A 14,841-nucleotide genomic window follows, 5' to 3' on the forward strand; every position below is an offset into this window, starting at 1 on the left:
CCCGGCGGCTCGAGCGACGGCCACCTCCGCGCTCGAGCGCTCGCTCCTGCGGATGACGCTCACCCCCGATTCTCCCCCCGTCCCCCTGCTCGCGATGCGCGGGATCGTCAAGCGCTTCCCGGGCGTCACCGCGCTGGCCGGCGTCTCTCTCTCCCTGCGCGCCGGCGAGGTGCTCGCGGTCGTGGGAGAGAACGGCGCGGGCAAGAGCACGCTCATGAAGATCCTCGGCGGGGCGTGCGCCCCCGACGAGGGGCAGATCGTCATCGACGGGGCGCCCGTCGCGCTGCGCGGGGTGCGCGAGGCCAGGCGCCTCGGCGTCGCGCTGATCCATCAGGAGCTGATGCTCGCGCCGAACCTCGATATCGCCGCGAACATCTTCCTCGGCAACGAGGGGTCGAGCGGCCGCCTGCTGGTCCCGCTGCGGCGCGAGGAGCTGAGCACGAGGGCGGCGGCGCTGATGAGGCGCGTCGGCCTCTCGCTGCCGCAGGCCACGCCCGTCTCGGCGCTCACCGCGGGGCAGATGCAGATGGTCGAGATCGCCAAGGCGCTCTCGGTGAACGCGCGGATCATCATCATGGACGAGCCGACGTCATCGCTCACCGCGGGCGAGTCGCGGGAGCTCTTCGCGATCGTCCGCAAGCTCCGCGAAGACGGGATCGGCATCATCTACATCTCCCACCGCATGGACGACGTGATGAGCCTCGCCGACCGGATCGCCGTGCTGCGCGACGGCAGGCACGTCGGCGACCTCCCGCGGGCCGAGGCGACGCACGACAGGATCGTCACGATGATGGTCGGGCGGGAGCTCAGCGGCCGCTACTTCCCGGAGAAGCGCGAACGCCCGCCGCGCGAGCCCGCGCTCGTGGTGAGCGACCTCCTCGTGCCCGGCGCCCCCGCGGGCGTGAGCTTCACCGCGCTCGCCGGGGAGGTCCTCGGGTTCGCGGGGCTCGTCGGCTCGGGGCGCACCGAGCTGATGCAGGCGATCTTCGGGGCGACCCGGGCGCTCGGCGGCGCGATGACGCTCGGGGGAGCGCCCTACCTGCCGCGCTCGACGCGCGACGCCATCGACCGCGGCGTGTGCCTCGCGCCCGAGGATCGCAAGCGGCACGGGCTCGTGCTCCCGATGACGCTCGTCGAGAACACGTCGCTGCCGAGCCTCGCCCGCTACAGCCGCTGGGGGTGGCTCCGCCGCGAGGCCGAGCGCCGCGTGGCGCGCGACGAGGTCGCGCGGCTCCGCATCAAGACGCCGACGCTCGACCAGCGGGCGGTGAACCTCTCCGGCGGCAACCAGCAGAAGGTCGTCCTCGGGAAATGGCTGTCGATGAGCCCCCGCATCCTCATCCTGGACGAGCCGACCCGGGGAATCGACGTGGGCACCAAGGCCGAGATCTACCGGCACATGGCCGCGCTGGTCGACGAGGGGATGACCCTCCTGATGGTCAGCTCCGACATGGAGGAGATCCTCGGCATGAGCGATCGCGTCGTCGTCATGCACGAGCGGCGGATCCGGGGCGTGCTCCCGCGCGAGGGGCTGACCCAGGAGCGCATCGCCGCGCTGATGACGGGGAGCGCGGGAGTCACGGGAGTCACGGGAGTCACGGGAGTCACGGGAGTCACGGGAGTCACGGGAGGTGAGGTGGCGGTATGAAGCGTGAGCTGGGCATGAGCCTCGTGCTCGTCGTGATGTGCGCGGGGCTCTGGATCTCGAACCCCGACTTCCTCGGACAGTCCAACGTCGTCAACACCTCCCGGCAGATCTCGATGCTCGGCATCTTCGCCCTGGGCATGGGGCTCGTCATCATCACCGGCGGCATCGACCTGTCGATCGGCTCGGTCATCGGCCTCACGGGCGTCCTGCTCGCCAAGCTCTCGTCGTCCGGGATGGGGTGCCTCGGCTACCCGCTCTGGGTCGGCGTGCCGGTGGCGCTCGCCGCCGCGGTGCTTGTGGGGCTCGCGCAGGGGCTCCTGATCACGCGGCTCAAGCTGCAGCCGTTCGTCGTCACGCTCGGCGGCATGCTGCTCGTCCGCGGCCTGTCGCAGGCGGTGGCGGAGGGCGGAACGCTGAGCTTCGGCGACTCGCCGTTCCTCCGCCTCGCCAACGGCGGGCTCCTGCACGTCGGCGGCGACGCGCTGATCCCTTACCCGGTCGTCATCTTCGCCGCGGTCCTCGCGGCCGGCGCCTACGTCCTGCATTTCACCGTGCTCGGGCGCTACATGTTCGCGCTCGGCGGCAACCGCGAGGCCGCCGAGTACTCGGGCATCAACGTGAACCGGGTGGAGGTCCTGACGTACGTCATCTCGTCGGCGACGGGCGGCATCGCCGGCGTCTGCTACGCGTCCTACATCGGCCAGATGTCGCAGCAGGTCGGCATGGGCTACGAGCTCTACGCGATCGCCGGCGCCGTGCTCGGCGGCTGCTCGCTGCGCGGCGGCGAGGGCAGCGCGCTCGGGATCCTCATCGGCGCGGCGATCATGCGGGTCATCGACAACGGCATCAACATGTTCCAGGTCCGCTACAGCGACGGCGGCGTCCGGCGCATCTGGCGCCTCGACCCGAACTGGACGTTCATCATCATCGGCGCGGTCATCCTCATCGCGGTCGTCTTCGACCAGGTTGTGCACATCGTCCAGGAGCAGCGGCGCGTGCGGCGCACCGCCGCGGCGAGCGCCGCGCCGCCGAGCCCGCTCGAGGCGCCCCCCACCGCCGGCGCCGGGTAGCCGCCCGCCGGGATCAGCCGCGCGTCGCCGTGCGGCGGCGCGCCCTCGCGAGCGCGTAGCGGAAGCCGCGCGCCAGGTTCGCCTGCGTCACCATCGCGCCGACGTCCAGGCCCTGAGCGACCATCATCTGCGCGGCCTCCGGCCTCATGCCGACGAGCACCGCCTCGGCGCCGAGCAGCGCGGCCGCCTGCGCCGCCTTCACGAGCTGCGACGCCGCCGACGCGTCCACGACCGCCATCCCGGTGACGTCGATCAGCACGACGCGCGCGCGCTGAGCGTCGATCGCGCGGAGCATCGACTCGATGAAGTCGCCGGAGCGCTCGGCGTCCATGACGCCCACCACGGGCATCACCAGGATGCCGTCCGCGATCGGCACGACGGGGCTCGAGAGCTGGCGGATCGTCTGGAGCATCGCCGCCTGCTGCTCGTTGGCGCGCTCGAGCGCCGCGCTCCGCTCGGAGGTGCGGCGGAACAGCCGGGCGTTCTCGACGCCGACCGCCACCGTGCCGGCGACGCGGACCAGGAATGACACGTCGCCCTGCCGGCACGCTCCGCTGTGACGGCTGCTCAGGACGAGGGCGCCGAGGACGGTGCCCCGGGCCTGCAGGGGCAAGGCGACGGCGGTGCGCGCGCCGGCGTGGGGAGGAGGCAGGGCGGCGTCCGCGCGCGCCTCGCCCTCGTCAGGGTCGATCACGAGCGGGCTGCCCGCCTCGATCGCGCGGGCCACGAGCGAGCCCGCCGGGATCGAGACCTGGTCCTCGATGACGGAGCGCGAGGGGGGCGGGAACCCGATCAGCAGGATCTCCAGCGCAGGAGCGACCGACGGGCCCCGACCGCCCTGCCCGACGGCGACGCGGCGGGCCGCGTCGAGCGTGAGGTAGTCGCTCAGCGTCGTGGACCACGGCGTCCGCTCGAGGGTGACGCAATCGACGCCGGTGTGGACGACGCGCGAGGGCGGCAGCTCGGCGAGGGTCGGCTCGATGCCCTGCGTGATCATCCGGTGGATGACCTCGACGGCGCGGAAGCCCATGTCGTGCTCGCGCTGGACGATCGTCGCGTGGATCGCGCCCTGCCGGAGCAGGGCGACCGTGCCGGCCATGAGATCGAACCCGACGACCTTCAGCTCTCCGGCCCTGCCGAGGGCCCGCGCCGAGAGCCCCCAGGACGGCCCGTTGTCGGCGGCGGCCCCGAAGGCGCCGGCGACGTCGGGCCGCGCCTCGAGCGCCGCCGTGGCGAGCCGCGTCCCGGCCGCCTGATCCCAGTCGCACGCGAGGGTCGGCAGCACCGTGAGGTTCGACCCGAGCGCGGCTGCGCAGAAGCCCTCGACGCGCTCGCGGACGCCCAGCGCGAGGTCCACGGCGCCGAGGGCCGCGACGACGCCGCCGCCCGGGAGCAGCCGCTTCATCATCTCGGCCGCCAGCCTGCCCGACGCCACGTTGTCCGTCCCGATGTAGAGCGGCGCCCGGCTGCCCGGGATCGGCGGCGTGTCGATCACGACGACCGGGATGGCCACCTCCGCGGCCTGCCGGAACGCCTCCTCCGCGCTCTCGGGGTTGGCGGGCGCGATGAGGATGCCGGACACCCGCCGGCGGATCGCCTCGTCGAGCAGGGCGCGCTGCGAGCCCTCGCCCTGGCCGCCGTGGCCGGTCCGGTAGTCCACGGTGACGCCCAGGGGCCGCGCGGCGCTGTCGGCGCCGGCGCGGACGTTCTGCCAGTAGGTCGTCGGCTCCGACGCCGGGGCCCGGTACACGCGGGCGCGGCGGTCGCCCCGGCCAGGCGCGAGGCTGTCTTCCTCTAGCAGCCACAGCTCGACGGTGCTCCAGTCCGGATCGAGCTGCACGCTCTTGATACCGTGAGCGATGGTCTCGATGAGGTCGTGCAGCTCGACGGTCGTGCCCACCGCGTTCATCAGCCTCTCGAAGAGGCGGATCTCCTGCGCCGAGCTCGCCTTGTCGTCATAGAGCCGGTGGCGCTCCAGCGCGTCGCCAGCGCTGTCCGCGAGGACCTCGATCGTGGCGCGGCGCGCCTCGTCCGGAGACTCCCGGGTCGCCTGCTCGACGGCGAGGTAGCCGACCGGTTCACCGTACATCTGGATGGGCGCGACGAGCATGCCGGCCCCCTCCGGGACGGCGCCGCCGATCTCGAGCGCGAAGGGCAGGTACGCCCGATACCACGCGCGCGCATCGACGACGTAGCTCCCGCGCACGGCCTCGGGCGTCGCGTGGGCGAGCGCGGCCCCGTCGCCGGCGAGCACCGGCGCGACCGGCATGTGCGAACCGTGTCCAGGAGGCGCGTCGAACCCGACCAGCGCGCGCGCCACGAAGCGGTCGCCCTCGCGGACGAGCAGGCTGCCGCGCGGCGCGCGCGAGAGGATGGCCATGGCCCGCCGCACGATCTGCTGCAGGACGGCGAGGAGGTCGGGCACCTTGAGCATGCGGGCGTACCGAGGGGCCGTAACGAGGCGCGCTGAGCTGGTTTACAAGGCGCGAAACGCCTTGCCTCTTTCAAGATCGCTCCGTGCCTCGCGACGACCGCAGCATGGATCTCGCCTGAATCCGACCAAGCTTCAACTGGTTCGCGCTTTATCCGATCAGAGAAGCGTGCGCCGCAGCCGGGCACGCTCTCGGGCCTCATCCCATCGATCCCATCAACACACATCCTCGCAGGGCCTGCTCACGCTCCGTCGCCCGCCGGCACGCGTCATGTCCTGTCCGGGTCCAGTCAGCAGAACCACAGGGAGCCGGCTACGGCGACACGGCCGAGCCGAAGCGCTCTTCGCTCATGCCGCCCGCGCCTTGCAGCGACGCCTGCGCGGTGTCACCGAGGTCGCCGCCGAGAAAGACGAGCACCTCTCTGCCGCCGCCGAAGGCCACGACGACGTCCCCGAGCCCGTCACGGTTGAAGTCGCCCGCGCGCGAGATCTCCGTCTCCGCCGTGCCCGTGCGCCGCGGGCTCATCGCGGCGTCGGGCTCCATGTCGAGGCTCGCGCCGCCGCGGTACACGTACACCTTGCCGGAGAGGCCGACCGCCGGCGCGCCGACCAGCATCTCCGCGAAGCCGTCCCCGTCCAGGTCCCCGCTCGACGACACCGTCTGACCGAAGCGATCGGGCTGCGCTTCGCCCTGGAGCTCCAGATCGGCGGTCGTGTCGAGCTCCTCTCCTGGCCCGCCGAGGAACAGGAAGGCCATGCTCCTCATCGGATCTCCCACGAGCAGGTCGGCAAACCCATCACCGTTGACGTCGCCCGCGCCCACCGATCGTCCTAGCTCGCCCTCGCCGTCGCCGACCAGCAGGCCGTCAGGCACGGTGTCGAGCGCGCCGGCCGAGCCGAAATAGACATAGACGCGCTGGCTGCCAGGCGCCCCGACGGCGATGTCCGAGAAGCCGTCTCCGTTGAAGTCCGCCGAGGCGACCGAGGCGCCGAACTCGCTGTTGCTCTGCACCCCCGCGAGCATCGCGTCGGTGACGGCATCGAAGCCCCCGGCGCCGCCCCGAAAAACGTAGGCGTTGCCCGGCTCACCGAAGTTGGGACCGGACCCCGGCGCGCCGACCACGAGGTCTGCGTAGCCGTCTCCGTCGAGGTCCCCCGAGGCCAGCGCGTCGCCGAACCTGCGCTCATCGCCCGTCAGGCTCCCCGAGATGTCCTGGATCGCGGACCAGGCCCCGGGCTCCGCTGCGCTCCCGAACACCACGCGAACCATGCCCCTGAAATCCGCGAAGGCCGTGCCCGAGAGGACGGCGTCGGCGGAGCCCTCCAGATCGGCGCCCGGCTTCCAGCGCGTCTCCGCCGTCGTCTCGGCCTCGAGGAGCGCGGCGAACGATGGAGCTGCTGCGCGCGCCGGCGTCACGACGATCCTCGCCGCCCGCAAGGAGCGGCTCATACTAAAGAGAGGCCGGCGCTCAGGGCGCCTGGCAGGAGACGCGGTGGATCGGCGCCTCGTCCCCCTCGCCGATCGTCACGTAGTCCCACCCGCCGGGCACCCAGGCGATCGCCTCCCCCTGGTCCTCGTCGGCCGCCGGCATCTCGCAGGGCGGCCCGGCCAGCGCCTGCGCCACGGTCTCGTCCGGCGCCATCGGATAGAAGAAGACGTGCGAGTACGTGCGGAGCAGCACGCCCGCGCCGTCCGGGTGCACGTCGCCGCCCGTGAATTGCGGCTTGCCCACGGGCGCCTTGATCGAGCCCGCGCCGGCGAGCGTCGCCGGCCGGCCGGCGGCGGGTCGCGTCAGTAGCTCGTAGATGCGGGCGCTGTCCTTCTTCTTCTTCACCTTCGTCACCACCGTGAACGCGCCGGTGACCGGGTGGACAAGCAGCGTCTCCGCGTTGTGACTCCCGTCGGGGTACGCGAGCGAGATCGCCTCCGCGGACAGCGCGCGCGGCGCTCCCCCGAGCGCGTCCGGCTCCCTCACCTCGTAGAGCGCATAGCGGTCGCGCTCCCGGTCGTTGTCGCCGATGTCCCCGAGGAACAGGCAGCTCCCCCCGCCTGCGCCGCACGGGCCCCGCGCGACGTCCTCCCAGTCGATCGCGGTCGCGCCCGCCACCCCGAGCTCGCCCCGCGGCGCGCCGTCAAGCCCGATCGCAAAGAAGCGCGGGGCATCGCCCGAGTCGTTGTGGAGGTACAGCGCGTCCGCGTGCATCGCAGAGGCGACCACACCGGAGCACTCGTCGAGCTCGCCCTTCGGCAGCGCGCCGACACGCGCGATCCCGCCGCAGCGGGGGCAGCCCGAGGTCCGCACCGCCACGCCCGCCGGCGGCCCCGCGCCCCGGCAGCCCGCGGCGAGCAGCGCCAGCGCGAGCGCGGGCTGCAGGAGCCACCGGACTGTAGCTTTGCGACTCCAATGCAACGCGCGGGGATACCGCGGCGATATCGAGGGCTTGTGCAGGATTCCGCATGCGGACATCCGGTGAAATTTATGTCATCATGGCGTGCATACAGTAACAATTTCGCGACGCCGCGGCGGCGCGACCCACGTGGCCCTGACGATCGAGGAGGCCGCCATCCTGGACGTCATCGAGAGATACGAGTTCAAATATCTGGTCCCGGAGCGGCTCGTACCGGCGATCCGGGAAACGGCGAGCGCTGTCGGCCGGAGGGACCGGTACGCGAACGAGAACGGCTCGTACCGCATCCGCTCGCTCTACTTTGACACGCGCGGGTTCGACCTCTTCTGGGCGAACACCCGCGAGCAGCGGGACCGCTTCAAGCTGCGGGTGCGCACCTACCCCGGCAAGAAGAGCCCGGTCTTCCTCGAGGTGAAGCGGCGCGTGCAGGACGTGATCGTCAAGTCGCGCGCGTGCGTGCCTGCGGAAGAGTGGCGGGAGCTGCTCGAGCACCACCACCCCGCCGCGCTGGAGCGGCTCGCGCCGGGCCCGCGGAAATACGCGGAGCGGTTCATCAGCGCGTTCCACCGCCACGATCTCCGGCCCGTGGTGATCGTCGACTACGAGCGCGAGGCCTACGAGAGCACCCTCGACAAGTACGCGCGCATCACGTTCGACCGGAGGGTCGTCTGCCAGCGCAGGGAGACGCTGGATCTCGACGCGCCCGAGGGGAGGTGGCGCCCTGTCGACCACCCGGTCCAGACGCAAACGCACGAGCCCGTCTGCGTCCTGGAGCTCAAGTTCGAGCGCAGGCCGCCCGCGTGGATGGTGGCGCTCGTGCAGCGCCTCGAGCTCGTCCGACACTCGTTCTCCAAGTACTGCTACAGCGTCAACGCGCAGCTGACGCTCCCGGAGGCGCGCGCGGCCCGGATCGAGGGAGGGCCGCAGCCATGATGGACTGGCTGACGACGGTCTCGCAGGGCGGGACGGTCGAGTGGCGCAGGGCGCTCATCGCCCTCCTCGTCGCCTTCGGGCTCACGCAGGGCATCGCCGGCGTCTACATGCTCACGTTCCGCGGCCTCTCGTACTCGCGGACCATCGTCCAGAGCATGGCGCTGGGCAGCATCATCACGTGCACGCTGATGCTCGCCGTCGGCAACAACATCGCGGCCGGCATCGGGATCGCCGGGGGCGTCAGCGCGATCCGGTTCCGCACCACGATGCGCGATCCGCGCGACGTCGTGTTCGTCTTCGCGTCGCTCGCCATCGGCATGGCGAGCGGCGCGCAGGCCTACGGCGCGGCGATCGCCGGGGCGGGGATGTTCGCCGGCGCGACGCTGATGCTCCACGTCACCGGCTACGGGTCGCGCCGGCAGCCGGACGGGCTGCTCCGGTTCGTCGCGCCGTCCGGGCCGGCGGGCGCGGACCTCGGCGGCGCGATCGCGGGCGTCCTCCGCGAGCACTGCGGCTCCTTCTCGCTCGTGACCCTGCGCGAGGCGGCGCAGGGCGCCGTCATGGAGCACGCCTACCAGATCAGCGTGCGCCACCCCGACCTGCGGGTGCGCCTCGTGACGAGCCTTCAAGCGCTCCCCGGAGTGGAGGACGTGAGTCTGATGCTCCAGGAGCCGACGCTGGACCTCTAGTGATGCATCTCTGGCGAATCCGAACCGCGCTTTCTTCCGTGACCCCCGCGCTGACGATGCTGGGCACGCTCGGCCTCGCGGCGTGGCTGCGCTTCTCCGGCGCCCCGACCGGCGGGGTCTTCGCGTTCGCGCAGGCCGACGTCGAGATGGTCGCCGCGGTCGAGGTCGGGCGGGTGGCCTCGATCGAGGTCGACGTCGGGGACGAGGTGGCGCCGGGTCAGGTGCTCGTCGCGCTCGACACCGGCGCGATCGACGCTGAGCTCGCCGTGGCGCGCGCCGAGGTGGAGCGCCTCCGGGCGCTGATCCCCGCGGAGCACGCGCGGCTCGATCTGGAGCTCGAGGCGGGCGTCGAGGACCTGAAGCTCGAGCTCGCGCGCGAGGTCGAGGAGCAGCGCGTCGCGAGCGCCGAGGGCCAGGTGCTGGCCAGCGAGATCTCCCGGGTGAAGCGGCTGATCGAGGACAAGCAGGCGAGCCTCGACGTCCTGGGCTCGCTCGACGTGCAGCGCGCGGGCATCGACGCGATCGCGACCGAGAAGCCCCGCACCATCCAGCTCCTCCGCGCGCAGATCGCGGTGGCCGGGGAGCGCCGGAAGAAGCTCCTCCAGCAGGCGAGCCCGGAGACGGCGAAGATCGAGGCGGACCTCGCGATGGCGAGGCGGAGCGCCGAGCAGCTCGAGGTGCTGCGCGCCCAGCAGACGCTGCGCGCGTCGCACGGCGGGCGCGTCTCGGCGGTGCGCAAACGGCCTGGCGACGTCGCCGTGCCGGGCGACCCGATCGTCGAGATCGCCAACGCGCGCGGGCAGGTCATCGCCTGCCTCCCGGACCACTCGGTGCTCCACGTCGAGGCGGGCGACACCGCGACGCTCTGGGCGCGCGGCGGGACCGGGCGGCCGCTCACGGGCAGGGCCGTCACGGTCGGGGCGATGGTGACGCAGCTGCCGCTCCGCTGCTGGACGGACCTGAACCTGCCGGTGTGGGGCCGCGAGGTCACGATCGCGCTCGATCACCCGGTCGATCTGCTCGCCGGCCAGCCGTTCGATGTCGCCTTCGAGCGCTCGACCACCGCGCCCCCCGCGCGGCCGGCCCCCGGCGCGCCGGCCGCCCCCGTGGCGAAGGCCGCGCCCGCGGCGGCGCCGCCGGCCGGGGCCGCCGACGCGCTCCGCATGACGGTCCCGGCGGCGCTGCGGCAGCGGACGCGCTTCGAGCCGTCCGGCATCCTGCCCCGCCCGACGGAGGCGCGGTACCTCCTCGTCAGCGACGACACGGGCCAGAAGGACGAGAAGGACGAGGGCGTGCCCTGGCTGTTCGCGATGTCCGCGACCGGCGCCGTCGATCCGGAGCCGGTGCCGGTGAACGGCGTGAAGGAGCTCGCGGACATCGAGTCGATCACCGCGGGCGACGGGGGCGACGTGTACCTGCTCTCGTCGCAGGGCTACAGCGCGAAGGGCAAGCGCAAGAAGGCGCGCACCGCGCTGCTCCGGCTCAAGCCGGACGGCCGCGGCTTCCGCGTGGACGCCGAGGCCCACCTCGCGGAGCTGCTCGACGCCGCGGGCCCCGCGGCCCTCGCGCAGCTCGGGCTCCCCGGCGGCACGCGCCCGCTCGAGATCGAGGGCATGGCCTACCGCGACGGCGCGCTCTACTTCGGGCTCAAGTCGCCGCTCGACGCCGAGGGCAACGCGCTGATCTGGAAGCTCGGCGCGCCGCGCGCGCTCTTCGAGGCGCGGGGCCTCGAGAACGCCGGCCTCTCGCTCTGGGCGCGCGCGCGCGTCGACGTCGAGCTCGACGGCGCGCCCACGCCGGGGGGGATCTCCGATCTGTGCTTCCTCCCGGACGGCTCGCTCGCGATCGCCTCGACCCCGTCCACCGCCGACGGCGCCGCGGGGTCGCTCTTCCACGTCCTCCGCCCCGAGGGCGGCGTCCTCTCGCCCAGCCTCGTGCGGCGCTTTCCCGGCCAGAAGCCGGAGGGGATCTCGCTCGCGCTGTCCCCGGGCAAGCTGATCGTCGTGTTCGACGCCGGCGCCGAGGCGCCTTTCTTCCTCGAGATGCCGTGGCAGGGCTGAGCGGCGCAGGGCGGCGCCGTCCAGGCCCGGAGAGACTTCCGCGAAGGCCGTAAGGCATGAAAATTACTGATATTTTCACCCTGCTTCGCCGCCTCGCTGCGCGCGCGGCAGCGCGGCCCGCCGCGCCGGTGCTGTCGTCCGTCGCGTGCCTCTCGCTCGTGGCCTGCGCGGCGCCCGCGCAGCTCGAGGGGTCGGAGCGCGCGGTCGCGCTCTACCGCGAGGCGCGCGCCGCGAAGGCGCAGGCGCGCTCAGCTCGCGCGGCGGGGCGCAGCGCCGCGCCGCGCGAGCTGAGCGCGGACGAGGCGGTCGCCATGGCCAGGGAGCAGAGCGGGACGGTCGCGTCGATGAGGGCGCGCGAGGTCACGGCCCGGGCGGCGATCGACGCCGAGTCGGCGGGCACCTACCGGAACCCGGAGATCCGCGTCTCGCAGATGCGCCTCGATCAGATGCTCGACCGCGAGCCGCGCTTCTCGGCGGGCGTCCGCATTCACCCTCCCCGGCCCGGCGAGGCCGGCGCGGCCGCGGACGTCGCGCGCGCGGAAGTGGACGTCGCGCGCGCGGAGACACGCGTCGCGGAGCTCGAGCTCGAGGCCGAGGTCCGCTGGATGTTCGACGAGGTGCTGCTGCTCGACGCCGAGCTCGAGGCGCTCGGGGCGGTCGCCGCGACGCGCCGCCGCCTCGCGGACCAGGAGCGGGCGCGGGTCGCCGTGTCGCAGGTGACCGCCGTCGACGAGGCGATGGCGGCGCTGTCGGCCGCGGTGGCCGAGGAGGACGGCGCGGCGCCGCGCGCGCGCCGCGAGGTCGTGCTCGCGGCGCTGCTCGATCGCGTCGGGCTCGACCCCGCCACGCCGGTGCGCCTCGTGGGCGAGCCGCTCGCGACCGCGCCGCTCGTCCCCCTGGCGTCCGAGGAGGCGCTGATCGAGGCCGCGCTGAGGAACCGCCCGGAGATCGCGCTCGCGGCCGCCGAGCTCGACGCCGCCGGCGCGGAGGGCGCGCTGGCGCGCACGCTGCGCTGGCCGTGGTTCTCGTTCGTCGAGTTCGGCTACGAGTTCTCGCCCGCGACGCGCGACCCGCTGGGCTGGACGTTCGAGGCCGGGATCGAGCTGCCGCTCTTCGACACGCACGCGAGCGAGGTCGCCGCCGCGGACGCCGGGGCGGTCGCGGCGCAGCGCACGTTCGCCGCCGAGATCCAGCGGGTCGCGCGCGAGGTGCGCGATCGGCTCCGGGAGGCGCGCGCGGCGGGGGCGCTTGTCGAGGAGTTCAGGGCGCGCGCGCTCCCGGCCGTCGAGCGCGCCGGGGTCGAGGTCGCGCGCGCGCTCGACAGCCGCCAGATCGACGGGGTGCGCGCGCTCGGCCTGGAGGAGCGGGGCGCCGCCGCGCGGGTCAGGCTCCTGCGGCTCGTGCGCGAGTACCGGACGGCGCTGGCCGAGCTGCGCCTCGTGGTCGGCGGCCCGCTGGACGCGCGCAGGCCGGCGGACCGGCGCTGAGCTCCGGCGCTCCGGCCGTCCTGTTCCAGGGACAGCGCGCACTTCCAGCATGGATCTGGCCGGCTTGACGCGGAATCGCGGTGAGTCGAGCCTCGCGGCATGCGGAAGCCGTGGTGGGTGGGCGTGCTTGCCTCCGTTGCGTTCGCGCCGGCTTGTGGGAACCGGATCGACGTTCTCTCCCAGGAACCCCCGGCGGACGGAGGCGAGGGCGGATCGACGGCAGGAGCTGGTGGAACCGGCGGAGCCGGCGGCACGGGACCCAGCTCGGGCGGTCCAGCGAGCGTCACGGGCACGGGGGGCGCCGAGCCGGGGTGCGATCCGAGCCACGTGTACAAGGGCTCTCGGAGTGTCATTCACCAGGAGGATCTGGAGGACCTGCGCGGCGTAACGGTGCTCGATGGCACGCTCTACATCAGCGGCGACGTCTCCGACCTGTCCCCGCTTGCGTGTCTGACGACCATCACGGGCCTGCTCCAGATCATCGACGCCCCGCGGTTGTCCAACCTGGATGGTCTCGGCTCCATTTCCTCCATCGGGTCGCAGCTGGCGGTGAGGCGGAACTCCTCGCTGCTCAGCCTCAGCGGGCTCCGGAGCCTGCGAGAGGTCGAGGGAGGTATCCTGATCAGTGAAAACCCGCTCCTCGAGAGCGTCGCCGGCGTCGGGGTGAACGCCCCCGAGTGGCGCGTCGTCGACAACGATTCACTCGAATCCTTGTCAGGCCTCGCAGACGTCCAGGAGGGGGTGCTCTGGATCGAGGGCAATGACCAGCTCGCGACGCTGGGCGGGCTGCGCAACCTGCGGCGCGGGCAGCTCAGCCTGGTCGACAACGACGCGCTGACCAGCCTCGCGGGCCTCGGCGCCGTCGAGGATCTCACGGAGCTCCTCATCTCCGAGTGCGACGGGCTCGTCAGCTTGAAGGGCCTCGATCGGCTCACGATCGTCCAGCAGCTCACGTTGCGGGAGAATCGGCGGCTGAGCTCGCTGCAAGGCCTCGACGGCCTCGTTCACGCGAAGGCCATCGACATCTCGTTGAACGAGCGGCTCGTGGACCTGACCGGGCTCACAGCGCTCGAAACCATCGACGACCTCCTCGTCAGCGGCAATTCAGCCATGGTCAGCCTGGACGGCCTGACCAGCCTCGACGGACTCGGTCCGTTCAGCGAGGGAAACGGCGTGATCGAGAGTGTGACGCTGGAAGGCAACGAAGCACTCGTCGACATCGATGCTCTGCGCGGCCTGAGCTCCGCGAACCAGCTCACAATTCAGAACAATGACGCATTGCTCGGGCTGACCGGACTCGAGGACCTGACGGAGCTCGATAGTCTCATCGTCAAGGGGAACCGGTCGCTCGCGACGCTGCGCGGCCTGGGAGCTCGATCGGTCAGCGGCGGGGTGGAGATCATGGGCAACGAGAGCTTGCCGAGCTGCGAGATCGAGGCGTTCGTGGACCACCTCGACTGGCCGCCCTCCAGCGTGCTCGACGAGGACAACGGTACCGGCACCTGCTCGCCCTGAGTTCGGCCTGAGTTCGGCCAGCACGGGACGTGCCAGTAACGTGCCCATGGCAAAAAGCACACGCGGCAGGCGCTCTCACCACCACCGCTGCTGAACCGCTGCTTCCCAGGCAGCAGCGGTTCAGCAGCGCTGCTGGCCAGGGCGCAGGATAGACATCGAGACAACTGGCGCCATCGCCGCGCGCCAGAGAACGACATCGCACGAGGCGAGTGTGCTTGCCAAGCCGAGGCGAGCAGAGTAAGAGTCGATCGTGAAACGCGCCCGCGGCTGCGCAGGCGACCCTCCTTGACGTTGGCCGCGGCTCCGGACGCGACAGCGATGGTTTTCTCCGGAAGGACTACCGGGTCATCGCGCTCGCTCCCGCGGCGGCGAGGACGCGGCGTTCCCGGACCAGCAGAAGCAACGCCTGAGCGACGCCTTCGAGCAGGCCGGCGTACAGCACACGGTCGAGACGTATGCAGGCGCGAAGCATGGCTGGGTCCCGTCGGATTCAGCGGTGTACAACGAGGCCGCGTCCGAGCGCCACCACGTGACGTTGCTCGCGCTGTTCGACGCGATGCTCAAGGCGGCGGCTCCGAAGAACTGAAGAAGAGGAGAAC

11 protein-coding genes are annotated in these 14,841 nt (G+C 72.4%); 8 read left to right on the forward strand and 3 right to left on the reverse strand.

Annotated features, from left to right (window positions below):
- The first annotated feature begins 52 nt into the window (after positions 1–52).
- Both WME75_RS24630 and WME75_RS24635 read left to right on the forward strand, forming a co-directional pair.
- Positions 53–1,648: a sugar ABC transporter ATP-binding protein gene (locus tag WME75_RS24630; RefSeq protein ID WP_437475825.1), complete on the forward strand. Its 1,596-nt coding sequence runs from the start codon at positions 53–55 to the stop codon at positions 1,646–1,648.
- Positions 1,645–2,718, forward strand: a complete 1,074-nt coding sequence (locus WME75_RS24635; RefSeq protein WP_437475826.1) for an ABC transporter permease — start codon at positions 1,645–1,647, stop codon at positions 2,716–2,718. The genes WME75_RS24630 and WME75_RS24635 overlap by 4 nt, the downstream gene beginning before the upstream one ends.
- A 13-nt stretch (positions 2,719–2,731) precedes the next feature.
- Here WME75_RS24635 and WME75_RS24640 read toward each other — a convergent pair whose 3' ends face one another.
- From WME75_RS24640 to WME75_RS24650, 3 genes are all read right to left on the reverse strand, one after another.
- Positions 2,732–5,152 carry a substrate-binding domain-containing protein gene (locus WME75_RS24640; RefSeq protein WP_437475827.1) on the reverse strand — a complete coding sequence of 807 codons (2,421 nt, stop codon included), beginning with the start codon at positions 5,150–5,152 and terminating at the stop codon, positions 2,732–2,734.
- A 310-nt stretch (positions 5,153–5,462) separates the two neighbouring features.
- Entirely contained in the window at positions 5,463–6,599 is a 1,137-nt protein-coding gene (locus WME75_RS24645; RefSeq protein ID WP_437475828.1) for an FG-GAP-like repeat-containing protein, read from the reverse strand.
- Between the two features lie 19 nt (positions 6,600–6,618).
- Positions 6,619–7,560: a hypothetical protein gene (locus WME75_RS24650; protein ID WP_437475829.1), complete on the reverse strand. Its 942-nt coding sequence runs from the start codon at positions 7,558–7,560 to the stop codon at positions 6,619–6,621.
- A gap of 127 nt (positions 7,561–7,687) precedes the next feature.
- On the opposite strand from WME75_RS24650, the gene WME75_RS24655 reads away from it, so the two are divergent.
- The 6 genes from WME75_RS24655 to WME75_RS24680 all read left to right on the forward strand — a co-directional run bounded on the left by WME75_RS24655 (position 7,688) and on the right by WME75_RS24680 (position 14,828).
- Positions 7,688–8,491: a polyphosphate polymerase domain-containing protein gene (locus WME75_RS24655; protein ID WP_437475830.1), complete on the forward strand. Its 804-nt coding sequence runs from the start codon at positions 7,688–7,690 to the stop codon at positions 8,489–8,491.
- Entirely contained in the window at positions 8,488–9,180 is a 693-nt protein-coding gene (locus WME75_RS24660) for a DUF4956 domain-containing protein (RefSeq protein WP_437475831.1), read from the forward strand. The genes WME75_RS24655 and WME75_RS24660 overlap by 4 nt, the downstream gene beginning before the upstream one ends.
- Before the next feature lie 38 nt (positions 9,181–9,218).
- Positions 9,219–11,240 carry an HlyD family efflux transporter periplasmic adaptor subunit gene (locus WME75_RS24665; RefSeq protein ID WP_437475832.1) on the forward strand — a complete coding sequence of 674 codons (2,022 nt, stop codon included), beginning with the start codon at positions 9,219–9,221 and terminating at the stop codon, positions 11,238–11,240.
- A gap of 56 nt (positions 11,241–11,296) precedes the next feature.
- The gene (locus WME75_RS24670) at positions 11,297–12,727 is read left to right on the forward strand and encodes a TolC family protein (protein WP_437475833.1); all 1,431 of its coding nucleotides are present in this window, start codon (positions 11,297–11,299) and stop codon (positions 12,725–12,727) included.
- A gap of 327 nt (positions 12,728–13,054) precedes the next feature.
- On the forward strand, positions 13,055–14,242 hold the full coding sequence (locus WME75_RS24675) for a leucine-rich repeat domain-containing protein (RefSeq protein WP_437475834.1): 1,188 nt from the start codon (positions 13,055–13,057) through the stop codon (positions 14,240–14,242).
- A 406-nt stretch (positions 14,243–14,648) separates the two neighbouring features.
- The gene (locus tag WME75_RS24680; protein WP_437494917.1) at positions 14,649–14,828 is read left to right on the forward strand and encodes a dienelactone hydrolase family protein; all 180 of its coding nucleotides are present in this window, start codon (positions 14,649–14,651) and stop codon (positions 14,826–14,828) included.
- The last annotated feature ends 13 nt before the right edge of the window (positions 14,829–14,841 follow it).

The organism is Sorangium sp. So ce1014, assembly GCF_051521505.1.
Classification (GTDB): domain Bacteria; phylum Myxococcota_A; class Polyangia; order Polyangiales; family Polyangiaceae; genus Sorangium.